The organism is Achromobacter marplatensis (genome assembly GCF_002209535.1).
GTDB classification, from domain to species: domain Bacteria; phylum Pseudomonadota; class Gammaproteobacteria; order Burkholderiales; family Burkholderiaceae_B; genus Achromobacter; species Achromobacter marplatensis.
The window spans coordinates 422642-443824 of record NZ_NJIG01000006.1; the positions used below are offsets into that span (position 1 = coordinate 422642).

Below are 21183 nucleotides of genomic sequence, written 5' to 3' on the forward strand. Positions count from 1 at the left end.
CTCAGACCGAGCGCGTGATGCCGCCGTCGATGCGGATGTTCTGGCCGGTGATGTAGGAAGACGCGTCGGACGCCAGGAAGGCGATCAGGTCGGCCACTTCCTCGGCGGTGCCGTAACGCCCCATCGGGATGCGCACGCGGCGGTCTTCCTTTTCCGGCAGGCTGTCGATAAAGCCCGGCAGCACATTGTTCATCCGCACATTGTGTTCGGCGTACTCGTCCGAGAACACTTTGGTGAACGCGGCCAGGCCGGCGCGGAACACGCCAGAGGTCGGAAACAGCGCTTCGGGTTCGAAGGTGGCGTAGGTCGAGATGTTGACGATGGCGCCCGATTTCTGCTGCTTCATTACCGGCGCGACCAGGCGCGTGATGCGCACCACGTTCAGCAGATAGAACTCCATGCCCAGATGCCAGTCGTCATCGCTGATTTCCAGCAGCGGGCCTTTCGGGCCGTGGCCGGCGCTGTTGACCACGGCGTCCACGCGGCCCCATTTCTGCAAGGTGGTTTCCACCAGGCGGGCCAGGTCTTCAGGCGAACGGTTGGAGCCGGTGACGCCCAGGCCGCCCAGTTCCTGCGCCAGGGTTTCGCCTTTGCCGGACGAAGACAAGATGGCCACGCGGTATCCGTCGGCCGCCAGCTTGCGCGCTGCCGCGGCGCCCATGCCGCTACCGCCCGCCGTCACGATTGCTACCTTTTCCGTGCTCATGCCTGCTCCTTTTCCGTGTTGTCGAGGAAGCGGCCATTGTAGGGGGGCGGATCGCGCCGCGGGCAGGTTCCCGCGTTGGCGGCAGGGGCGCGGCGATGTCGCCCGCGCGCCTCACGGAAACGGGCCCCGCAACCCTGGCGAACCAGGGGCGCGGGGCCCGTGCAGGCAACCGTCAGGGCGGCGTGCCGCCCCGGGGTGGGTCAGTCGACCAGCTTCAGCGTGCCCTTCATCAGCGCGAAGTGGCCGGGGAAGGAGCAGAAGTAGGTGTAGTCGGTGCCGGCGGCAAGCTTGCTGACGTCGAACGTGACGGAATCCGACTGGCCGCCGCCGATGACCTTGGTGTGGGCGATGACGCGGGCGTCGTCTTTCTTGACGTAGTCGTTGTCCAGGCCGGCAGCCATGCCGTCGTTCACCGCGCCTTGCATGTCGGCCGTGGTGGTCAGGACCCAGTTATGGCCCATGACGTTCTTGGCCAGGGTGCCGGGGTGCTTCAGGTTCACGGTGAACTGCTTGCAGCTCTTGCTGACCGTGATTTCCTTCTTGTCGAACTGCATCTGATCGTTGCCGGCGATATCGACCGAGCACTCGGCGGCCAGGACCGGGGCGGACGCGACGGCGAGGACCGCCGCGACGCAGAGTTTCTTGAACATCATATTCATGCCTCCAATGTTTCGAGGGGAGCGGAATTTCCGGCCAGCGCAAGCTGCGGCCGACCGGCGACACCACATTCTCGCCCCACTGTACGCCAGAACGCGCAACGCCACCCGCAAGGGGTTTGACCGAACGCAAGGGCGCCGGCATTGGCTTGCGCCGGCGGCTCCGAAAACGTCACAGTTTCGGGCTGACGCGCCAGATCACGTTGCCGACATCGTCGGCCACCAGCAGGTCACCCTGGCTGTCGATGATCACGCCCACGGGCCGGCCCTGCGCCTGCCCGCTTTCGTTCAAGAAGCCCGTCAGCACGTCGCGGGCCTCTCCTGCGGGCGCATTGCCGGCGAACGGCACGACGATGACCTTGTAGCCGCTACGCGGGTCGCGGTTCCACGACCCGTGCTGGCCCACGAACATGCCGTCCGTGTAGGGGGCGGGCAGCCGGGTGTTGCCCGACCAGGCCAGGCCCAGCGACGCGGTGTGCGGGCCCAGCGCGTAGTCGGGCACGATGGCGCGCGCCACCAGGTCCGGCCGCGGCGGCGTGACGCGGGTGTCCACGTGCTGCCCGAAATAGCTGTACGGCCAACCATAGAAGCCGCCGTCGCGCACCGACGTCATGTAGTCGGGCACCAGGTCGCTGCCCAGCTCGTCGCGTTCGTTCACGGCGGTCCACAAGGTCTGGCCGTCGGGCGCCCAGGCCATGCCGACCGGGTTGCGCAGGCCCGTGGCGTACAGGCGCTTCTCGCCGCTTGCCACGTCGATTTCCCAGATGGCGGCGCGGCCTTCCTCGATCTCCATGCCGTTTTCGGCGACGTTGCTGTTCGACCCCACCGAGACGTACAGCTTGCGCCCGTCAGGGCTGGCGATCAGGTTCTTGGTCCAGTGGTGGTTGATGCCGGCGGGCAGGTCCGTGACTTTCACGCCCGCGGCCGAGATCTGCGTCTGGCCGGTTTCGTACGGAAAGCGCAGGACGGTGTCGGCATTGGCCACATACAGCTGATTGTCGATCAGCGCCATGCCGAAGGGCGAGTTCAGGCCCTGCAGCAGCACGCTGCGCGTTTCCGCAACGCCGTCGTGGTCGGCATCGCGCAACAAGGTGATGCGGTTGGCGCTGGCGGTGCGGGCGCCGGCGCGTTTCATGACGAGGCCGGCCGCCCAGTCCTTCAGCCCACCGGAGGCTTCTTCGGGCTTGGGCGGCGCATTGGTCTCGGCGACCAGCACGTCGCCGTTGGGCAGCACGTAGAGCCAGCGGGGATGGTCCAGGCCACTGGCAAAGGCATTGACGGCCAGGCCGGCCGCCGCCACGGGTTGGGCGCCCGCGATCCAGCCGACGGCTTTGGCCGTATTGACGGTGGGGATCAGGGTGGTGTTGGGCGGGGGCAGCCTCGGCGTCGGGCCCATGCCGGCTTCGACGGGCAGGGTGGCGACTTCGCCGCAAGCGCTTAACGCGGCCAGGGCCAGGCTGGCCGCCGCCAGGATACGCAGGACAGGCATGATGCGACTCCAGGGCTATCTGTGCGTTCCATCATACTCACACGGCCCGCGTGCGGTACGCCGGATTCAGTCGTCGAAGCGGCTGCGCGTGACCGCGCCCGATTGCGGATCAACGTACAGCTTCACGCGCTGGCCTTGCGGGTCATACGCCTTGACCTCGTAACCGTGCTTGCTGGAGCGTTCGATCTCGGAGATATTGCGGTAGCCGGCGGCTTCCATCTTGTCGTACACCTGGCGGATCGTCAGCATCGGCGAGGCCGGGGTGACCGCGGCGGGGGCGGTGGCGGCCGGCGCAGCGGCCTGGGCGTGGACCGCGGTGCCCGCGACCAGGGAGGAAGCGCCGATTGCCAGGGCGGCCAAGGTTTTCTGAATACGCGTCATGATGGGTAGCTCCTAGGATGAAAGGGGAAAAAGCAGGCCGTTGTTGCGACCCTGTGCCCATTATTCGGGTTGGCGCATGAACCTTTTCTGAAGCCGCCGTTCATGTCAGGTTCATCCGCTGCGCGGTATAAAAGATGATCCACCCCCTAATTTTTCCAAGAGGTCCGGTATTGCGGCAGCCCCTTACGACCCGGCGCAAACGCGGCGGCATCCTGTTGTCCGCCTGCGTGCTGGCGCTTGCGCTGGCCGTGGGGCCGGTCAGCGGACTGGCCGGCGATAGCGACCACGAGCGCGCACGCCAGGCCCTGGAAGCCGGCAAGGTCTTGCCGCTGGGCGCGGTGCTGGATATCGTCGAACGCGATTTTCCCGGCCAGGTGGTCAAGGTCGAGTTCGAAGAGGACGACGACGAATTCATCTACGAGATCCGTGTGCTGCAAAGCGGCGGCGGCATCCTCAAGCTGAAGATCGACGCGCGCGACGGCGCCTTGCTGGCCGTCAAGGGCCGCGATATCAAATTCAAGGGCAAGGACTGATGCGCATACTCGTGGTGGAAGACGAACCCACGCTGGCCGGCCAGTTGGCCGACGCGCTGCGCGGCGCGGGCTACACCGTGGACGTGTCCGGCGACGGCGAGTCGGCGCGTTTCCTGGGCGACGTGGAAGCGTTCGATGCGGTGGTGCTGGACCTGGGGCTGCCCGTCATGGACGGCTTGACCGTGCTGAAGCAATGGCGCGCCGCCCAGCGCGACATGCCCGTGCTGATCCTGACCGCGCGCGACAACTGGCACGAAAAGGTCGCCGGCATCGACGCCGGCGCGGACGACTACCTGACTAAGCCCTTCCACATGGAAGAACTGCTGGCGCGGGTGCGCGCGCTATTGCGGCGCAGCACGTCGCATTCCAGCGCGCAATGGCGCTGCGGCCCGCTCATGCTGGACACGCGGCAGGCCAAGGTCACGATCGACGGCCAGGCGCTGACGCTCACCAGCCACGAATTCAAGGTGCTGTCGGTGCTGATGCAGCGCGCTGGCGAAGTCGTGTCGCGCACGGAACTGATTGAGCACATCTACGCGCAGGACTTCGACCGCGATTCCAACACGATTGAGGTCTTCATCGGCCGCCTGCGCAAGAAACTGCCGCCCGACACCATCGAAACCGTGCGCGGGCTGGGCTACCGGCTGGCGGCGCAGGGATGATGCCGGCACGCGAAGGCATGCTGGGCTCGCTGCGGCTGCGCCTGCTTGCCGGCACGCTGGCCTGGATTCTCGTGTCCGTGGCTCTGGCCGGCTGGGGGCTGGCCAGCCTGTTCCGACAACACATCACCCAGCAACTGCAGGCCGAACTGACCTTGCATCTGAATCAGCTGACCGCGGCGGTCAATGCCGGCTCGGACGGCCGCCCGGTGGTGGACCCGCCGCCGAACGATCCGCGTCTGGAGCAGCCGCTGTCCGGCCTGTACTGGCAAGTCGACCGGCTGGCCGACGGCGGCCGGCCAGCGATGACCGGCGCGGCGCGCTCGCGGTCCCTGTGGGACCAGACGCTTGAAGTGCCGCCCACGCCGCAACAGGGTGCCGCGGCGGGCGATCAGACTTATGACATCGCGGGGCCGGGCGGGCGCGGCCTGGAGGCGGTGGCGCGCATCCTGACTCCGGCGGAAGACGACGCCGCGCCGCTGCGGCTGGTGGTGGCAGCCGACCGCCGCGTGCTGGCCGAACCCATCAGCCGCTTCAACCATATGCTGGCCATCGCGCTGGGCGCGCTGGCCGCCGGACTGACGGCGGCGGCGGTGGTCCAGGTGGTGGTCGGGTTGCGGCCGCTGGCGCGCCTGCGGCGTCAACTGGCCAAGCAGAACGCCGGTGACAGCAGCCGCATCGAAGGCCGCTTTCCCAGCGAGATCCAGCCGCTGGTCGACGATTTCAACAAGGTGCTGGCGATGAACGCCGAGATCGTGCAGCGCGCGCGCACGCAGGCGGGCAATCTGGCGCATGCGGTCAAGACGCCGCTGACCATCCTGGCCAACGCGGCGACGCGCGACGGCAGCGTGCCGGCCTCGTTGGTGCAAGAGCAGGTGGGGATGGCGAATCGCCAGATCGACTATCACCTGGCGCGCGCCCGGGCCGCCGCGTCATCGGGCGCCGCCGACGGCCGCGCCCCGTTGCAGGATGCGGTGCAGGGGCTGGTGCGCGTCATGCAGCGCCTGTACGCGCAGCGCGGCCTGCGCATCGAGGCGGCGGGCATGTCCCCGGGGGTGGCTTTTCGCGGTGAACAGCAGGACTTGCAGGAGATGCTGGGCAATCTGCTGGACAACGCCTGCAAGTGGGCGGCCAGCCAGGTGCGGATCACGGCAGAGCCGGCCGCTGCCGGACGCTTGCTGCTGCACATCGACGACGATGGCCCGGGAATCGAAGACCACGAGCGCGAACGCATCTTCCTGCGCGGCGTGCGCATGGACGAACAGTTGCCGGGTTCGGGCCTGGGCCTGGATATCGTGCGCGATCTGGCCGGCACCTACGGCGGCGAGGTCCGTGCAGGACGCTCGCCGCTGGGCGGGTTGCGGGTGTCGTTGTGGCTGCCTGCGGCCTGAGCGCCCGCGCGGGCCTTACTTCACCAGCGTGACGGGCGCTTCCGCCAACTGCAGCACCTGATTGGCGACCGAGCCGATCAGGATGTTGGCCAGCGTGCCGTTACCGCGCGTGCCCATCACGATGCGGGCGCAACCGTGGTCGCGGGCGTAGCCAGCGATTTCGGTGGCGGCATGGCCGAACTCGACGTGGCTCGTGTAGTCCACGCCCGCCACGTCCAGCAACTGGCGCGCCTCGTTGGTCGCTTCCTGGCCTTCGCGGGCGTAGAACTCGTCGATCATGTCTTGCGTGATCAGCCGCGACAGGCCGGCGCGCCCTTGCGTGGGCGTCTGGACGTTCAGGAGGTGGATGCGTGCGGATGTGGCGCCGGCGGCCAATTGGCGGGCATGCAGCACGGCGCGGTTGGCATTGTCGGAGCCGTCGACAGGAACCAGGATATTCAGCATGGATGCTCCTTGATGCGTTACTTGACCAGCGTGACGGGCAATTCCGTCAGGTGCAGGACGCGGGTGGCGACGGATCCCATGAACAGCGACGAGACCGAACCGAGGCCGCGCGAGCCCATGTAGATCTCATCCGCGCCCGTTTCGTCGGCGATGCGGGCGATGGTGTCGGCGGCGGCGCCGACTTCTACGCGTGCCTCGAAGGGCACGCCGGCTTGCGACAACAGGCGGCTGGCTTCTTCCAGCGCGGCACGGCCCTCGTCCTGGTAATAGGCGTCGATCTCGGCTTGCGACAGGCCGCGGCCGATCTTGCCGGATTTCAGGGGGATCTGGACGCTGAGCAGGTCCACGCGTTCGACCGGGTCATAGGCGCGTGCCGTCAGCATGGCCTGGACGGCGTGGATGGCGGGTTGCGAGCCATCCACGGGAATCAGGATGCGTTTCATCGTCGTCTCCTTATTGTGTGCGAGCCGCGGGAGGCGGAGGCTTCTACTTTATTCGAATTATTCGCCTGTTTTGCCTGCCCGGACATGCGCAGGATCAACTCGCTCGCCTGTTGCCCGTGCCGGGTCAGCGCCAGCGCTCGGGCGTGGCCGCCGCCTCCAGCGTCGTGCCTAGCAGGCGGCTGGCCAGCGTCGCCAGCGCGGGGGCGCTGCCGGTGGTCTCCAGCCGCAGTTCGCCCGGGCCAGCCTCGCGCAGCAGGCCGCGTTCCTGCAACTGGTGCCGCAGCCAGCGCGCCACGGGGGTACCGGTTTCCAGTAAGGGAACGCCGGGGCCGGCGGCGGCCTGGATCGCGTCGCGCAAGAACGGGAAATGGGTGCAGCCCAGCACCAGCACATCGGCGCCAGCCGCGCGCAATTCCGCGACAGGGGCGCGCACGGCAGCCTCAACCCGAGGACCTGACAGTTCGCCTTGTTCGACCAGCGCGACCCATTCCGGGCAGGGCCGCAACAAAATGCGCACTTCAGGCGCTTCGCGTTGGACCAGCGTGGCGAATTTGGGGCTGGCCAGCGTGCCGGTGGTGGCGAACACGCCCACGACGCCGCTGTGCGTCAGGTGGGCGGCGGGCTTGATGGCGGGCTCCACGCCGATGATGATCAGGTCGGGATGGCGGCGCCGCAATGGCGCGATGGCGGCGGCAGTGGCGGTGTTGCACGCCACCACCACGGCCTTGGCCTGGCGCGACACGAAATAATCGGTCAGCGCCTGGGCGCGTTGCTCGACGAAGGCCTGCGTTTTTTCGCCATAGGGCACATGGGCCGAGTCGGCGACGTACAGCAGCGATTCATGGGGCAGCGCGTCGCGGATGGCGCGCAGCACGCTTAGGCCGCCAACGCCGGAGTCGTAGATGCCGATAGGGGATTCGGAGAACATGGTCGGAAGTGCGGGATGCGGATGCCGGGCAGTGTAGCGCCGGCCCTAGTTCGTCTGCTGTTCGCGGTGGCGGCGTACCTCTTCGATCAGCTTGCGGGTGGCGCCGGACTGCGGTGCGTCGCGCCAGATCAGGTTCAGCGGGGCGCGCAGCTCGACCGGATCGGTCACGCTGACGTACACCACGCCTTCGATGTTCACGCGGCGCAGCGATGCGGGCACCAGGGACACGCCCAGCCCGGCCGCCACCAGGCTCAGCGTGGACAGCATGCGCGGCGCCTCCTGCGCGATGCGGGGGCTGAAGCCGGATGCACTGCACGCCGTGATGATGGCGTCGTACAGCCCGGGGCCGCTGTGGCGGCGGTACAGGATCAGGGACTCCTCGGCCAGCTCGGACAGCGCGATGTGCCGCCGCGTGCGGCCCTTGACCGCGGGATGGTCCGCGGGAAACGCCGCCAGCATGGTTTCTTCCAGCACGGTTTCCTCGACTACGCCCGGGCCGGGTCCGTACGAGCCCCGGATGAACGCCACGTCTACCCGGCCTTCGCTGACGGCTTCGCGCAGTTCGCCGGTGCTGCTTTCCTCGAGCACCAGCCGCACGTTGGGCGCGCTTTCGCGGAATCGCCGAATGACCGTCGGCACGAAGGGATGGAACGCCGCCGATCCGGTGAAGCCAACCGTCAACCGGCCGGCTTCGCCTTGCGAGACGCGGCGCACCCCGTCCACTGCCTGGTCCACCAGCGCGATGATGTTGCGCGCGTCGTCGACCAGTGCCCGGCCGCTTTCGGTGAGCTCCATGCCGCGCGGCAGGCGGTGAAAGAGCGTCACGCCCAGTTCCTGCTCCAGCACGCGGATCTGCTGGCTGAGCGGCGGCTGGCGGATGCCCAGCCGGGCCGCGGCCTTGGTCAGATGGGATTCCTCGGCCACGGCCAGGAAGTAGCGCAGAAGACGCAGATCGACTGAAGCCATATGCAATGAATATGATTGGTTAAGTAGTCATATATTAGACATTATCTGAGGCGAAGAGTAGGCTGCCATCTCGTTATCTTTCCCTTGGCGCGGCGACGCGCCGGCCTTCGCCCACCGGTCTCCGGACCGGCCATCACAACATGAATGCAGCACTTTCCACCTCCGAGGCCGAACTGCGGCCTCCCCCCACTTGCGGGCAGTTGTTCTACGGTTTCCTGATGCTGGGGCTGACGGCGTTCGGCGGCGCGCTGCCCCTGGCGCGCCGCATGGTCGTCGAAAAACACCGCTGGCTGAGCGGGTCCGAATTCACCGATCTGCTGGGACTGTGCCAGTTCCTGCCGGGCGGCAACATCATCAACCTGTCGGTGGCGCTCGGCATGAAGTTCCGCGGCCCCCGGGGCGCGTTTGCGGCGCTGATGGGCTTGATCCTGGCGCCCTCCGCCATCGTCATCCTGCTGGGCATGGTGTACGACCGGTTCCAGAACGATCCCCACATCCAGCATTTGTTCGCCGGCCTGGCGGCGGCCGCCGCGGGCTTGCTGATTTCGATGGCGGTCAAGATCGGGGTGCCCGTGATCAAGCGCCGCGACTGGCTGGCCGGCGTGGTGGCCACGCTCTGTTTCGTGGCGATCGCCGTGCTGCGCATTCCGCTGCTGCCGACGATGGCGGTGCTGACGCCGCTGAGCATCCTGCTGGTCTGGAGGCAACGTCGATGATCCAGACCCTGATCTCGCTGGCCCTGATCTTCTCCCAGCTGTCGGTGCTGGCGTTCGGCGGCGGCAACACCATCCTGCCCGAAATGCAGCGCCAGGTCGTGGACGTGCACGGCTGGATGACGGCCGCGGACTTTTCCGCCCTGTTCGCCTTGGGCCAGGCCGCGCCCGGCCCCAACCTGATGGTGGTCACGCTGGTCGGCTGGCATGTGGCGGGCGGGTGGGGCATGCTGGTGACGACCATCGCCAAGTTCGGCCCGTCGTCCCTCATCACCATTCTGGCGCTGGGCTTGTGGGAACGGTTCAAGGACCGCCCGTGGCGGGGCGTCATCCAGGCGGGCATTTTCCCGATGACCGTCGGACTGGTTGCAGCCAGCGCCGCGTTGATCACCGAGGCTTCGGTGCACAGCTGGCTGCTGGGGGCGATCACCGCCGTGGTGGCGTTGCTGGGCAGCGCCACGCGCATTCATCCGCTGTGGCTGCTGTTCGGCGGCGCGCTGGTGGGTTTGCTGGCGATCGGTTAGCGTAGGGCTCTTGCCGCGTAGGAGTCCCCATGACAAAGCCCATTCCGGACGATCCGCAAGCCGAAGACCCCGCGGCGTCCGTCGAAAGCCTGCCCTTCTTCCATGCGCACCGGCGGCTGGTGCTGTGCGGCCTGCTGTTTGTGGTGGCAGGCGGCGTCGCCTACGTGCTGGGCCGTTCTCCCAGCCTGGCGCTGCTGCTGGGCTTCGATGCGGCTGCACTGGTGTTCCTGGTGGTGACGGCCCGCGCGTTCGGCCAGGCCAGCCCGGCGTCCATGCGCGTGCACGCCAAGCAGCAGGACGTGGGGCGCATGGGCGTGCTGTGGAGCAGCGTGGCGCTGTCCTGCATGGTGATGGTGGCGCTGTGGGTGGAACTGCGCGGCGAAAGCAATGCGGGCGGCGTGGTGGACATGCTGGCCGCGGCCGCCACCATCGTGCTGTCGTGGCTGTACATGAACATGATCTTCGCCCTGCATTACGCGCATGGCTATTACGGCCACCGCTCGGGCACGCACAAGGGCCTGGATTTTCCTGGCACGCAAGAACCCGACTACTGGGATTTCGCGTATTTCGCGCTGGTGCTGGGGATGACGTTCCAGGTGTCGGACGTGCAGATCGTCAACCGGCGCGTGCGCCGCATGGCGCTGATGCACAGCGTGATCGCATTCTTTTTCAACGTGTTCATCATCGCGATCAGCGTGAACGTGGCGGCCGGAAAAGCCTAAGAGGGGAGGCCCCCACGCCGCGCACGCTACGCGCGCTTGCTGCCCCCCGAGGGGGCGCTTTCCCCCTTGGGGCGGCCCGGCGGGGGAAAGGAGCCCCTACGCCGCGCACGCTACGCGCGCTTGCTGCCCCCTCGAAGAGACTGCGGCCTTTAGGCGGCGGCGCCCAATCTCCACAAGGACGTGACTTCCTTCGAGCGTGCCGCGTACAGCGGGTCACTCGGGTCCTTGGCGCGAGCGTGCGTGGGGCGGGTGTCGATGCGTTCGATGACGCGCAGCCCGGCCGTCTCGATCATTTCCATCAACTGTTCGCGGGTGCGCAGGCCCAGGTGCTCGGCCAGGTCCGACAGGATCAGCCAGCCTTCGCCGTTAGGCGTCAGGTGGGCGGTCAGGCCGTTCAGGAAACCGCGCAGCATGCGGCTGTCGGGGTCATAGACGGCATGCTCGACGGGCGAGCTGGGGCGGGCGGGCAACCACGGCGGGTTGCAGACGATCAGCGATACCCGGCCTTCGGGAAACAGGTCGGCTTCGACCACGTCGACCTGCTTGGCCAGGCCCAGGCGTTCCAGGTTTTCACGGGCGCAAGCCAGCGCGCGCGGATCCTGGTCGGTGGCGATGACGCGCTTGCCGCCGCGGCGCGCGATCACCGCGGCCAGCACGCCGGTGCCGGTGCCGATGTCGAAGGCGACGCCGCCGCGCGGCATTGGGGTGTTGGCCACCAGTTCCACGTATTCGCCGCGCAGCGGGGAGAACACGCCGTAGTGCGGGTGGATGCGGTTGTTCAGGGCGGGAATCTCCACGCCCTTCTTGCGCCATTCAAAGGCGCCGATCAGGCCCAGCAACTCGCGCAGCGACGCCACATAGGGTTCGTCAGCCGGGCCGTGGACTTCTTCGCAGGCTTGGCGGGCGTCAGGTGCGCGGCGCAGCGAAATGCCGTGGCCGGCGTCGAACGGAATCAGCAGCATGCCCAGGATGCGGGCGCGCTGCGACTGGATCTGGCGGTGCTGGTTGAATGCTTCCAGCAAGGTTTCCACGGGTTTGCGGGGACGCTTGTCCACGCGCCGGGTCATCGCCTGCAGCAGCAGGCGGGCGTTCTGGAAGTCGCCGCGCCACAGCAGGCCCACGCCTTCGCAGGCCTGGCGATAGGCCATGTCCGCGGTCAGCGTGTCGTCCACCACCACCACGCGCTTGGGCGGCGTCGCGCCGGTTTCAGAGCGCCAGCGGGCGGAATGGGGGACATTGTTTTCTTCCCAGTGCAATTCAGGGGCGGTCAATACGGCGCTCCGGTAAAGACGGGGGGACGGGGCAGGATCATGGGCAGAGGAGATAAAAAGAAAGGGCGCGGGCTGCCAATGTAGCAGTTTCGCGCCCTTGGACGTTGCCCGGCGCCTCAGGAGGCCCCAAGGCGCCGCGCGGTTAGACCGGCTGCTAGTGGAACAGGACGACCGCCTTTTGCAGTGTGATCCAGATGCCCCAGGCCAGCGGAATGCCTACGCAAGCCCAGGCGAACAGCACCAGGGCAACCGGCGTGCGGAACGTGGAGGTGCCGACCCCATGGGTTTCGGCGGCAGCCGCGCGTTCGTGCGCCAGCGCTTTTTCCTGCGCGAGTTCCTGGTCGGTCATGAAGTACTTCGGGTTCACCGGCCGGATCGCCAGGTTGCACAGGAAGCCCACGACCAGCATGCCCGCCAGGATGTACATGGTGATGTCGTAGACCTGCGCGCGCGGCACGCCGATCGACAGCTGATATTCGCGGATGTAGTTCACCAGCACGGGGCCGAAGATGCCCGCCGCCGACCATGCCGTCAGCAGGCGGCCGTGGATGGCGCCCACCATCTGCGTGCCGAACAGGTCGGCCAGGTAGGCCGGCACCGTGGCGAACCCGCCGCCGTACATGGACAGGATCACGCAGAACGCCGCCACGAACAGCGCCAGGGCGCCGATGTGCGCGGTCCACGGGATGGCGGAATACAGGACGAAGCCCAGGACCAGGAAGATCAGGTAGGTCGTCTTGCGCCCCAGCTTATCGGACAGGCTTGCCCAGAAGAAGCGGCCGCCGATGTTGAACAGGCTGAGCAGGCCGGTAAAGCCCGCCGCGATGGCGGCGATGGCGGCCAGCTGGTCCTTGTCCAATTGGGCGAAGCCCAGCTCCGGCTTGTTGATCAGGCCGCCGCCGAACACCTCTTGCAGCAAGGGCGACGCCATGCCCAGGATGCCGATGCCCGCCGTCACGTTCAGGCACAGCACCAGCCACACCAGCCAGAATTGCGGCACGCCCCAGACGCGCTTCACGTGGACGTGGCCCTTGGTGATCATCGCGTTGTTGGCCTGCTTGGCCGGGGCCGTCCAGCCTTCCGGCTTCCAGCCCGTGGGCGGCACGCGGTAACCCAGCGCGCCGGACATCATGAAGATGAAGTACACCACCGCCATCGTCAGGAAGGTCTGCCAGACCCCCGGCGAGGTCGGCGTGGCGAAGTGGCGCATCAGCAGGTCGGCAAGCGGAGCGCCGATCATCGCGCCGCCGCCGAAGCCCATGATGGCCATGCCGGTCGCCATGCCGCGCCGGTCCGGAAACCATTTGATGAGCGTGCTGACGGGCGAGATATAGCCCAGCCCCAGCCCGATACCGCCGATCACGCCGGACCCCAGCCACAGCATCCACATCTGGTGCAGATACACGCCGATCGCCGAGATGACCAGGCCGCCGCACCAGCATAGGGCCGACACCACGCCGGCCTTGCGGGGGCCAGCGCGTTCCAGCCAGCCGCCCCACAGCGCGGCCGAGCAACCCAGCAGCACGAAGAACAGGGTGTACATCCACCCCATGGTCGAAATCTTCCAGTCGCAGCTGGTCGTGAACAGCTCGGCGGCCAGGCTCATGTCGGCCGGGCAGGCCAGCGGCTTGGCGCCGCCCACCATCTTGGACAGCGGCAACCAGAAGACCGAAAAACCGTAGGCCATGCCGATGCACAGATGGATGGCCAGGGCGGCCGGCGGCACGAGCCAGCGCGAGAATCCCGGGCCGGCGATGGTGCGTTCTTTGTCAAAAAAACCCGGCCTTGAGCCGGGCAGGTCCAGGGTGGCGGTGCTTTCCATGTCGTCTCCTCAGGGGTGCGGTCTTATAGCGCGCGCCGACCGGAACTGAAACGGTGGCGCGGCCTCTTTTTGAATCCGTCACTGCTTGCTGACTGCGGTAAAGCGGTGGGTCCCGGCTATCCCACGCGGGGCGCGGGCGTCAGGCGCTGGCGGTTTTGCGTCACCGCGTCCAGCACCAGGGGATGCAACTGTTCTTCGCCAGCATCGCCGTCGGGGCGTTGCTCCAGAAACCCCAGCAGCTCGTTGCGCATGCGGGGTTCCCAGAACTTGTGGATATGGTTGGCCACGCCTTCCAGTGCTTCGTGCCGGTCCGGCATGGCGTCGAAGAACTGGCCGATGCGGTTGGCCATGCGGATGAGGTTGCCGATTTCCATTGCGTGTCGGGGTCCGGTTCAGGGGATGAGGCGGTCGGGGTGGGAATAGAGCGTGGCGTCGTCGTTGCGCAAAAAGCCCACCAGGCTGACATTGGCGTCGCGCGCCAGGCGGATGGCCAGCGCCGTGGGGGCGGATACCGCCGCCAGCACCGCCACGCCGGCGGCCGCCGTCTTCTGCACCATTTCAAAGCTGGCCCGGCTAGACACCAGCACGATGCCGTCGCCGGCATGCATGGCCTGGCGCGCCAGCGCGCCGATAAGCTTGTCCAGCGCGTTGTGCCGGCCCACGTCTTCGCGCACCAGCGCCACGGCGCCGTCGGCGCCGGCCCAGCCCGCCGCATGGGTGGCGCCCGTGATGTCATGCAGCGCCTGGCGGGCGCGCATGTCGCGCATGGCTGCCAGCACCGAGGCGATGCGCACCGGCGCTCCGTTCGTCACCGGCGCCACGGGGCGCAGCACTTCCGGCAGTGTTTCGACGCCGCACAAGCCGCAACCCGTGCGTCCGGCCATCGCGCGGCGCCGGGTCTTCAGCCGCACCTCGCAGGCGCTGGAGATTTCCAGCTGGATCACAATGCCGTCGCATTGCGGCAGCAGGTCGATGCCGCGCACGTCGCTGACGCCGTCGATGATGCCTTCCGACAGGGCGAAGCCCACGGCGAAGTCTTCCAGGTCGGCAGGCGTGGCCAGCATGGTGGCGTGGCTGATGCCGTTGAATTCCAATGCCACCGGGGTTTCCTCGGCGACGAAGTCGGTTTCGGCGGCGGGGGCGATGGCGCCGCCCCGCACGCGCTTGACCTGGGTCTGCGTGCAATCGGGGCGGGAAGACGGGGGCGTGGTCATGGCATCCAGGGCGGTCGTGGCCGGCAGGGGGTTACTTCCCGGTCAGCGCCGCTTCGCTTTCGCGCGATCGCTCGCGCAGCAGCTTTTGCTGGATGTCGGCAAAGCGCGACCATTGGCGCTGCCATTCCGAAGGCTGGGACACGCGCGTGACCTGCACGGCCGTCACCTTGTATTCGGGGCAGTTGGTCGCCCAGTCGGAGGCGTCCGTCGTGACGACGTTGGCGCCGGACTCGGGAAAGTGGAACGTGGTGTATACCACGCCCGGCTGCACCCGGTCGGTCAGCGTCGCGCGCAGCACGGTTTCGCCCGCGCGGCTCTGGATGCCCACCCAATCGCCTTCGGCTACGCCCCGGTCTTCGGCATCCTGCGGATGCAGTTCCAAGACGTCTTCGCCATGCCACATGACGTTTGGCGTGCGTCGGGTCTGCGCGCCCACGTTGTATTGCGACAGGATGCGGCCCGTGGTCAACAGCAGCGGGAAGCGCCGCGTGCTGCGTTCGTCGGTGGGCACGTACTTGGTGATCATGAACTTGCCCTTGCCACGCACGAAGGCGTCAATGTGCATGATGGGCGTGCCTTCCGGCGCATTGTCGTTGCAGGGCCACTGCAGGCTGCCCAGCTTGTCCAGCTTCTCGTAGCTGACGCCCGAGAACGTCGGCGTCAGCCGGGCGATCTCTTCCATGATCTCGCGCGGGTGCTTGTAGTTCATGGGGTAGCCCAGCGCGTTCGACAACGCTACCGTCACTTCCCAGTCCGACTTGCCGTTCTTGGGTTCCATCACCTTGCGCACGCGGGAGATGCGGCGTTCGGCATTGGTGAAGGTGCCGTCCTTTTCCAGGAACGACGAGCCCGGCAGGAACACGTGCGCGTACTTGGCGGTCTCGTTCAGGAACAGGTCCTGCACGACGATGCACTCCATCGCCGCCAGGGACGCCGCCACGTGCTGCGTGTTGGGGTCGGACTGCACGATGTCTTCGCCCTGGCAGTACAGGCCCTTGAACGAACCGCCCAGCGCGGCTTCGAACATGTTCGGAATGCGCAGGCCGGGTTCGGGCTGCAGCGTCACGCCCCAATCCTTTTCGAACTGGGCGCGCACCACGTTGTCAGAGATGTGCCGGTAGCCGGGCAGTTCATGCGGGAACGAACCCATGTCGCACGAGCCCTGCACGTTGTTCTGCCCGCGCAGCGGGTTCACGCCCACGCCCTCGCGGCCGATGTTGCCGGTGGCCATCGCCAGGTTGGCGATGCCCATCACGGTGGTGGACCCCTGGCTGTGTTCTGTCACGCCCAGGCCGTAGTAGATCGACCCGTTGCCGCCGGTGGCGAACAGGCGCGCCGCGCCGCGCACGGCCTGCGCCGGCACGCCGGTGATCTCTTCCATGGCTTCGGGCGAATTCTCGGGCAGCGAAACGAAGTCGCGCCATTCGTTGAACGCCTTGGTCTCGCAGCGTTCGGCCACGAAGGCCTCATCGATCAACCCTTCCGTGGCGATCACGTGCGCCAGCGACGACAGCAGCGCCGTGTTGGTGCCGGGGCGTACCTGCAGGTGGAAGTCGGCCTTGATGTGCGGCGAACTTACCAGTTCGATGCGGCGCGGATCGATCACGATCAGACGCGCACCCTGGCGCAGCCGGCGCTTCAGGCGCGATGCGAACACCGGGTGGCCGCTGCTGGGATTGGCGCCCATCACGATGACGACGTCGGTATGCATGACCGAATCGAAGGTCTGCGTGCCAGCGGATTCGCCCAGCGTCTGCTTCAGGCCGTAGCCGGTGGGCGAATGGCACACCCGCGCGCAGGTGTCGACGTTGTTGGTGCCGAACGCCGCCCGCACCAGCTTCTGCACCAGCCAGGTCTCTTCATTGGTGCAGCGCGACGACGTGATGCCGCCCACCGCATCGCGGCCGTACTGGCTTTGGATGCGGCGGAATTCGGACGCCGCGTAGTTGATCGCCTCGTCCCAGGACACTTCCTTCCAGGAATCGGTGATGTGCTTGCGGATCATGGGCTTCGTCACGCGTTCCTTGTGCGTCGCGTAGCCCCAGGCGAAGCGGCCCTTCACGCAGGAATGCCCGCGGTTGGCCTGACCGTCTTTCCACGGCACCATGCGCACGACTTCCTGGCCCTTCATTTCGGCCTTGAACCCGCAGCCCACGCCGCAATAGGCGCAGGTAGTCACGACCGAGTGCTCGGCCTGGCCCATCATGATGACGGTCTTTTCCTGCAGGGTAGAGGTCGGACAGGCCTGCACGCACGCGCCGCAGGACACGCATTCGCTGTCCAGGAACGGCTGGTCCTGCCCCGGCGACACGCGCGACTCAAAGCCTTTGCCCGAAATCGTCAGCGCAAACGTGCCCTGCGTTTCTTCGCAGGCGCGCACGCACCGGTTGCAGACGATGCACTTGGACGCGTCGTAGCTGAAATACGGGTTGGAGTCGTCGGTCTTGGCCTTCAGGTGGTTGGCGCCGTCGTAGCCGTAGCGCACGTTGCGCAGGCCCACCACGCCTGCCATGTCTTGCAGTTCGCAGTCGCCGTTGGCCGGGCAGGTCAGGCAATCCAGCGGATGGTCCGAGATGTACAGCTCCATGACGCCGCGGCGCAGGTCGTGCAGCTTGGGCGTTTCGGTGTACACCACCATGCCGTTTTCGGCCGGGGTGGTGCACGAGGCCGGATAGCCGCGGCGGCCTTCGATCTGCACCAGGCAAAGCCGGCAGGAACCGAACGGTTCCAGGCTGTCGGTGGCGCACAGCTTGGGGATGTTGATGCCGGCCTCGGCGGCGGCGCGCATCAGGGACGTGCCCTCGGCGACGCTGATTTCCTGGCCGTCGATGGTCAGGGTGACGGTTTTTTCCGAGACGCGTTCGGGCGTGCCCAGGTCGCGGTCGCGTTTGATGACGGTTTCTAGCATGTCGGTCTCTCGGGTTCAGGCCGCGTGCGCGGCAGACTGCGAGGACTCAATGCCGAAGTCCTGCGGAAAGTGGTTCAGCGCGGACAGCACCGGGTAGGGCGCCATGCCCCCCAGCGCGCACAGCGAACCGCCCATCATCGTGTCGCACAGATCGCGCAGCAGGTGGACCTGCTGTTCGCGCTGTTTCGTGTCGGCGCCGCCGGCCGCGATCTTGTCGATGGTTTCGACGCCGCGCGTGGAGCCGATGCGGCAGGGCGTGCATTTGCCGCATGATTCGATTGCACAGAATTCCATGGCATAGCGCGCCATGCGCGCCATGTCGACGGTGTCGTCGAACGCCACCAGCCCGCCGTGGCCGATCATGGCCGAAATCTGGATATAGGCTTCGTAGTCCAGCGGCACGTCCCATTGCGATTCCGGCAGATAGGCGCCCAAGGGGCCGCCCACCTGCACGGCGCGCAAGGGGCGCCCCGAGGCGCTGCCGCCACCGAATTCATAGAGCAGGTCGCGCAGGCTCAGCCCGAAAGCCTTTTCCACCAGCCCGCCTTGTTTCAAGTTGCCGGCCAGCTGGAAGGGCAGCGTGCCGTGCGAACGGCCCACGCCGTAGTCGCGGTAGTACGCCGCGCCCTTGGCCATGATGATGGGTACCGTGGCCAGCGAGATCACGTTATTGATGACGGTGGGCTTGCCGAACAGGCCGGAGATGGCGGGCAGCGGCGGTTTGGCGCGCACCACGCCGCGTTTGCCTTCCAGGCTTTCCAGCAGGGAGGTTTCCTCGCCGCAGATATAGGCGCCCGCGCCCGTGCGCACTTCCAGGTCGAACTGGCGTCCGCTGCCATGCACGTCGCGCCCCAGCCAGCCCACGCTGCGCGCCCGCGCGATGGCGGCTTCCAGCGTGGCGATGGCATGCGGATATTCCGATCGCACGTAGATATAGCCGTAGGTCGCGCCCACCGCCAGGCCGGCGATCGTCATGCCCTCGATCAGCACATAGGGGTCGCCTTCCATCAGCAGGCGATCGGCAAAGGTGCCCGAATCGCCTTCGTCGGCGTTGCAGACGATGTATTTCTGGTCGCTGGGCGACCCGGCCACCGTCTTCCACTTGATGCCGGTGGGAAACGCCGCGCCGCCTCGGCCGCGCAGGCCCGAGGTGACCATTTCCTCGACGATCTGCGCCGGTTCCATCGCCAGCGCCCGCTTCAGCCCCGCCAGGCCGCCGTGCGCGGCGTAATCCTGCAACGACAGGGGATCGATCACGCCGACGCGGGCGAAAGTCAGCCGTTCCTGGTGTTTCAGGTATGGGATGTCTTCGGTCAGGCCCAGGTGCAGCGCATGCGCGCCGCCCGTCAGCCAGCCGGCATCGAACAGCCCAGGCACGTCTTCGGGCGCGACCGGGCCGTAGGCCACGCGTCCGTCCGGCGTGGCGATCTCCACCAGGGGTTCCAGCCACAGCAGCCCGCGCGACCCATTGCGCACCACTTGCACGGACAGGCCGCGCTCATCGGCGATGCGTTCGATATCGCGCGCCACCACGTCGGCGTCCATGGCCAGCGCCGCGGCGTCGCGCGGCACGTAGATGATGACGGGGGCGCTCATGACGAAGCCTCCAGCGCGCGGGTCAGCAGCCGGTCCAGCTTGTCGGGCGTGACCCGGGCATGCGGCTGGCCGTCGATCATCACGGCGGGAGATTGCGCGCACAGGCCCAGGCAATACACCGGTTCCAGCGTGAAATTCCCGTCCGCAGTGCTGGCGTGGAAGTCGCAGCCCAGCTTGGTGCGCGCATGGGCAGCAAGGTGTTCGCCTCCCATGGCCTGACAGGATTCGGCGCGGCAGACTTCCAGCGTATGGCGCGCGGCTGGTTCGCTGCGGAAGTGGGGGTAGAAGGTGATGACGCCGTGGACTTCGGCGCGCGACAGGTTCAGGGCCTCGGCGATGGTTTGCACCGCCTCGGCCGGAATACAGCCCAATTCATGCTGGACCTCATGCAGGACCGGCAGCAAGGGGCCGGGCAGGTCTTTCAGTCGGGCCACGATGCGGGCGGTGGCCGCAATGGCGGGGGTGGGCGATGCCTGGGCCGCGTCCAGGGCCAGTTTGCCGCCCCGCGCTCCGCCGCTGGACGCCAAGTCGGATTTTGCCTCGCGCTGATGCACGGTGGTCTCCTCCAGTAGTGCTGGGCCCCTCGTCGGGGTCGTTGTGTCGGGTGGCGTTTTGTGAGTTTTAATATGCTTTTTAAAACATAAAAAGAACCCGTCCACCGCATTATTTGTGTACTCTAGCCTCGTACTTGATCGCCTTCAATAAGAAATAAATGACATATAAGTTCCGGATCGGCCTACGGGCGCAATGGACCTTGGGCGGCGACGACGATGCCGCGCCGGTGCCATTGCAAGACATGCTGGCCTTGCTGGCCGCGATCGACGCCACGGGCAACATCGCGGGCGCCTGTCGGGCCTGCGGCCTGTCTTACCGGCATGCCTGGGGCGTGCTGCGCCGTTTCGAAGGCATCTTCGGCACCCAGCTTCTGATCACCAACCGGCGTCAGGGAACGCAGTTGGCGCCGTTCGCGCAGCGCCTGCTGTGGGCCAACCGCCGCATCGAGGCGCGGCTGATGCCCACGCTGGACAGCATGGCCTCGGAATTGCAGGAAGAACTGGAGCGCTTGCTGCCCGAAAGCGGCCCGCACCTGCGGCTGCACGCCAGCCATGGCTTCGCCGTGGAATCGCTGATGCAGCACATGAGCGGCCGCAAGCCCGGGCTGGAACTGCGCTACCGCACCGCGATCGAGGCGCTGGCCTCGCTGGAGCGCCATGAGTGCGACCTGGCGGGGTTCCAGGTGCCGCTGGGCGACTTCGAATCGCCCATCATGGAGCGCTATGCGCAGTGGCTGCATGCGGACGAATACGTGCTCATCCATCTGGCCGTGCGCAATACGGGTCTCTTCGTCACTGCCGGCAACCCCAAGCAGATCCGCGGCATGGCGGACCTGGCGCGCCCGGACGTCCGTTTCGTGAACCGGCAGATCGGCTCCAGCACCCGCTATCTGGTGGGCCTGATGCTGCAGCGCGCCGGCGTGTCGATCGGCGAGGTCCAGGGCTACGAGACCAACGAGTTCACCCATATGGCCATTGCCGCGCACATCGCCAGCGGCATGGCGGACACGGGCGTGGGGGTGGAGACGGCCGCTTGCCGCTTCGGCCTGGATTTTATTCCCCTGGTGCGCGAGCGCTATTTCTTCGCCATCCGCAAGTCGTCGTTGGAGACGCCCGCCATGCAGGATCTGCTGTCCATCATGCGCAGCCCCGATTACGTGGGCTATGTCGGCCAGTTGGTCGGCTACGACGCCCGGGATACCGGGCGGTTACAAACCTTGGAAGAGGCGTTCGCGTAGGGGCTTCAAGCCGCTGTCGGGATAT

The 21183-nt window shown here is 67.0% G+C and carries 22 protein-coding genes; 7 read left to right on the forward strand and 15 right to left on the reverse strand.

The genetic code is table 11. From position 1 onward, the window contains the following. Position 1: 1 nt before the first annotated feature. From CEY09_RS17190 to CEY09_RS17205, 4 genes are all read right to left on the reverse strand, one after another. Positions 2–706, reverse strand: a complete 705-nt coding sequence (locus CEY09_RS17190; protein ID WP_088589571.1) for an SDR family oxidoreductase — start codon at positions 704–706, stop codon at positions 2–4. A gap of 200 nt (positions 707–906) precedes the next feature. Continuing rightward, a complete protein-coding gene (gene azu, locus CEY09_RS17195; protein ID WP_088589636.1) occupies positions 907–1356 on the reverse strand; it encodes an azurin in 450 nt (149 codons plus the stop codon). A gap of 178 nt (positions 1357–1534) precedes the next feature. After that, positions 1535–2851 carry a PQQ-dependent sugar dehydrogenase gene (locus CEY09_RS17200; protein WP_088589572.1) on the reverse strand — a complete coding sequence of 439 codons (1317 nt, stop codon included), beginning with the start codon at positions 2849–2851 and terminating at the stop codon, positions 1535–1537. A gap of 66 nt (positions 2852–2917) precedes the next feature. Further along, on the reverse strand, positions 2918–3232 hold the full coding sequence (locus tag CEY09_RS17205; protein WP_088589573.1) for a PepSY domain-containing protein: 315 nt from the start codon (positions 3230–3232) through the stop codon (positions 2918–2920). A 170-nt stretch (positions 3233–3402) separates the two neighbouring features. On the opposite strand from CEY09_RS17205, the gene CEY09_RS17210 reads away from it, so the two are divergent. From CEY09_RS17210 to CEY09_RS17220, 3 genes are read left to right on the forward strand one after another with little or no spacing between them, the layout of a single operon-like run. Next, entirely contained in the window at positions 3403–3765 is a 363-nt protein-coding gene (locus CEY09_RS17210) for a PepSY domain-containing protein (protein ID WP_006222668.1), read from the forward strand. Then, entirely contained in the window at positions 3765–4427 is a 663-nt protein-coding gene (locus CEY09_RS17215; RefSeq protein WP_088589574.1) for a response regulator transcription factor, read from the forward strand. The genes CEY09_RS17210 and CEY09_RS17215 overlap by 1 nt, the downstream gene beginning before the upstream one ends. After that, positions 4424–5815: a sensor histidine kinase gene (locus CEY09_RS17220; protein WP_088589575.1), complete on the forward strand. Its 1392-nt coding sequence runs from the start codon at positions 4424–4426 to the stop codon at positions 5813–5815. The genes CEY09_RS17215 and CEY09_RS17220 overlap by 4 nt, the downstream gene beginning before the upstream one ends. A 15-nt stretch (positions 5816–5830) precedes the next feature. On the opposite strand, the gene CEY09_RS17225 is transcribed toward CEY09_RS17220, so the two are convergent. The 4 genes from CEY09_RS17225 to CEY09_RS17240 all read right to left on the reverse strand — a co-directional run bounded on the left by CEY09_RS17225 (position 5831) and on the right by CEY09_RS17240 (position 8596). After that, the gene (locus CEY09_RS17225; RefSeq protein ID WP_006222671.1) at positions 5831–6259 is read right to left on the reverse strand and encodes a universal stress protein; all 429 of its coding nucleotides are present in this window, start codon (positions 6257–6259) and stop codon (positions 5831–5833) included. Between the two features lie 17 nt (positions 6260–6276). After that, on the reverse strand, positions 6277–6702 hold the full coding sequence (locus CEY09_RS17230; protein WP_088589576.1) for a universal stress protein: 426 nt from the start codon (positions 6700–6702) through the stop codon (positions 6277–6279). A 124-nt stretch (positions 6703–6826) separates the two neighbouring features. Then, positions 6827–7630, reverse strand: a complete 804-nt coding sequence (murI, locus tag CEY09_RS17235) for a glutamate racemase (protein ID WP_088589577.1) — start codon at positions 7628–7630, stop codon at positions 6827–6829. A gap of 45 nt (positions 7631–7675) precedes the next feature. Continuing rightward, a complete protein-coding gene (locus CEY09_RS17240) occupies positions 7676–8596 on the reverse strand; it encodes a LysR family transcriptional regulator (protein ID WP_088589578.1) in 921 nt (306 codons plus the stop codon). Between the two features lie 140 nt (positions 8597–8736). On the opposite strand from CEY09_RS17240, the gene CEY09_RS17245 reads away from it, so the two are divergent. The 3 genes from CEY09_RS17245 to CEY09_RS17255 are packed head-to-tail and all read left to right on the forward strand — an operon-like array spanning position 8737 to position 10555. Then, on the forward strand, positions 8737–9312 hold the full coding sequence (locus tag CEY09_RS17245; RefSeq protein WP_088589579.1) for a chromate transporter: 576 nt from the start codon (positions 8737–8739) through the stop codon (positions 9310–9312). Further along, the gene (locus CEY09_RS17250; protein WP_006222676.1) at positions 9309–9833 is read left to right on the forward strand and encodes a chromate transporter; all 525 of its coding nucleotides are present in this window, start codon (positions 9309–9311) and stop codon (positions 9831–9833) included. Before CEY09_RS17245 ends, CEY09_RS17250 begins: the two co-directional genes overlap by 4 nt. A gap of 29 nt (positions 9834–9862) precedes the next feature. Then, positions 9863–10555 (forward strand): DUF1345 domain-containing protein, encoded by a 693-nt coding sequence (locus CEY09_RS17255; RefSeq protein WP_006222677.1) that lies wholly within the window; start codon positions 9863–9865, stop codon positions 10553–10555. A 149-nt stretch (positions 10556–10704) separates the two neighbouring features. Here the strand turns inward: CEY09_RS17255 and CEY09_RS17260 are convergent, their stop codons facing one another. The 7 genes from CEY09_RS17260 to CEY09_RS17290 form a co-directional block, all read right to left on the reverse strand. Continuing rightward, the gene (locus CEY09_RS17260; RefSeq protein WP_006222678.1) at positions 10705–11826 is read right to left on the reverse strand and encodes a methyltransferase; all 1122 of its coding nucleotides are present in this window, start codon (positions 11824–11826) and stop codon (positions 10705–10707) included. Between the two features lie 154 nt (positions 11827–11980). After that, a complete protein-coding gene (locus tag CEY09_RS17265; protein WP_088589580.1) occupies positions 11981–13648 on the reverse strand; it encodes an OFA family MFS transporter in 1668 nt (555 codons plus the stop codon). A 116-nt stretch (positions 13649–13764) separates the two neighbouring features. Beyond that, positions 13765–14022, reverse strand: a complete 258-nt coding sequence (locus CEY09_RS17270; protein WP_006222680.1) for a formate dehydrogenase subunit delta — start codon at positions 14020–14022, stop codon at positions 13765–13767. 18 nt (positions 14023–14040) lie between these two features. After that, complete coding sequence (gene fdhD / locus CEY09_RS17275) at positions 14041–14862, reverse strand: formate dehydrogenase accessory sulfurtransferase FdhD (protein WP_088589581.1); 822 nt, start codon at positions 14860–14862, stop codon at positions 14041–14043. Positions 14863–14893: 31 nt separating this feature from the next. Beyond that, entirely contained in the window at positions 14894–17770 is a 2877-nt protein-coding gene (gene fdhF / locus CEY09_RS17280) for a formate dehydrogenase subunit alpha (protein ID WP_088589582.1), read from the reverse strand. A gap of 15 nt (positions 17771–17785) precedes the next feature. Beyond that, positions 17786–19366: a formate dehydrogenase beta subunit gene (locus tag CEY09_RS17285; RefSeq protein ID WP_088589583.1), complete on the reverse strand. Its 1581-nt coding sequence runs from the start codon at positions 19364–19366 to the stop codon at positions 17786–17788. Continuing rightward, positions 19363–19920, reverse strand: coding sequence for a formate dehydrogenase subunit gamma (locus tag CEY09_RS17290; protein ID WP_088589584.1), 558 nt, complete (start codon positions 19918–19920; stop codon positions 19363–19365). Before CEY09_RS17290 ends, CEY09_RS17285 begins: the two co-directional genes overlap by 4 nt. A gap of 158 nt (positions 19921–20078) precedes the next feature. On the opposite strand from CEY09_RS17290, the gene CEY09_RS17295 reads away from it, so the two are divergent. Further along, a complete protein-coding gene (locus CEY09_RS17295) occupies positions 20079–21158 on the forward strand; it encodes a substrate-binding domain-containing protein (RefSeq protein WP_006222685.1) in 1080 nt (359 codons plus the stop codon). The last annotated feature ends 25 nt before the right edge of the window (positions 21159–21183 follow it).

Coding starts and splice junctions, on each gene's coding strand:
- CEY09_RS17240 (WP_088589578.1), bottom strand. CDS start 8,596: ATGGCTTCAGTCGATCTGCGTCTTCTGCGCTACTTCCTGGCCGTGGCC.
- CEY09_RS17255 (WP_006222677.1), top strand. CDS start 9,863: ATGACAAAGCCCATTCCGGACGATCCGCAAGCCGAAGACCCCGCGGCG.
- CEY09_RS17265 (WP_088589580.1), bottom strand. CDS start 13,648: ATGGAAAGCACCGCCACCCTGGACCTGCCCGGCTCAAGGCCGGGTTTT.
- CEY09_RS17295 (WP_006222685.1), top strand. CDS start 20,079: ATGACATATAAGTTCCGGATCGGCCTACGGGCGCAATGGACCTTGGGC.
- CEY09_RS17250 (WP_006222676.1), top strand. CDS start 9,309: ATGATCCAGACCCTGATCTCGCTGGCCCTGATCTTCTCCCAGCTGTCG.
- CEY09_RS17220 (WP_088589575.1), top strand. CDS start 4,424: ATGATGCCGGCACGCGAAGGCATGCTGGGCTCGCTGCGGCTGCGCCTG.
- CEY09_RS17285 (WP_088589583.1), bottom strand. CDS start 19,366: ATGAGCGCCCCCGTCATCATCTACGTGCCGCGCGACGCCGCGGCGCTG.
- CEY09_RS17190 (WP_088589571.1), bottom strand. CDS start 706: ATGAGCACGGAAAAGGTAGCAATCGTGACGGCGGGCGGTAGCGGCATG.
- CEY09_RS17245 (WP_088589579.1), top strand. CDS start 8,737: ATGAATGCAGCACTTTCCACCTCCGAGGCCGAACTGCGGCCTCCCCCC.
- fdhD (WP_088589581.1), bottom strand. CDS start 14,862: ATGACCACGCCCCCGTCTTCCCGCCCCGATTGCACGCAGACCCAGGTC.
- CEY09_RS17200 (WP_088589572.1), bottom strand. CDS start 2,851: ATGCCTGTCCTGCGTATCCTGGCGGCGGCCAGCCTGGCCCTGGCCGCG.
- CEY09_RS17205 (WP_088589573.1), bottom strand. CDS start 3,232: ATGACGCGTATTCAGAAAACCTTGGCCGCCCTGGCAATCGGCGCTTCC.
- murI (WP_088589577.1), bottom strand. CDS start 7,630: ATGTTCTCCGAATCCCCTATCGGCATCTACGACTCCGGCGTTGGCGGC.
- CEY09_RS17230 (WP_088589576.1), bottom strand. CDS start 6,702: ATGAAACGCATCCTGATTCCCGTGGATGGCTCGCAACCCGCCATCCAC.
- CEY09_RS17270 (WP_006222680.1), bottom strand. CDS start 14,022: ATGGAAATCGGCAACCTCATCCGCATGGCCAACCGCATCGGCCAGTTC.
- CEY09_RS17225 (WP_006222671.1), bottom strand. CDS start 6,259: ATGCTGAATATCCTGGTTCCTGTCGACGGCTCCGACAATGCCAACCGC.
- azu (WP_088589636.1), bottom strand. CDS start 1,356: ATGTTCAAGAAACTCTGCGTCGCGGCGGTCCTCGCCGTCGCGTCCGCC.
- fdhF (WP_088589582.1), bottom strand. CDS start 17,770: ATGCTAGAAACCGTCATCAAACGCGACCGCGACCTGGGCACGCCCGAA.
- CEY09_RS17215 (WP_088589574.1), top strand. CDS start 3,765: ATGCGCATACTCGTGGTGGAAGACGAACCCACGCTGGCCGGCCAGTTG.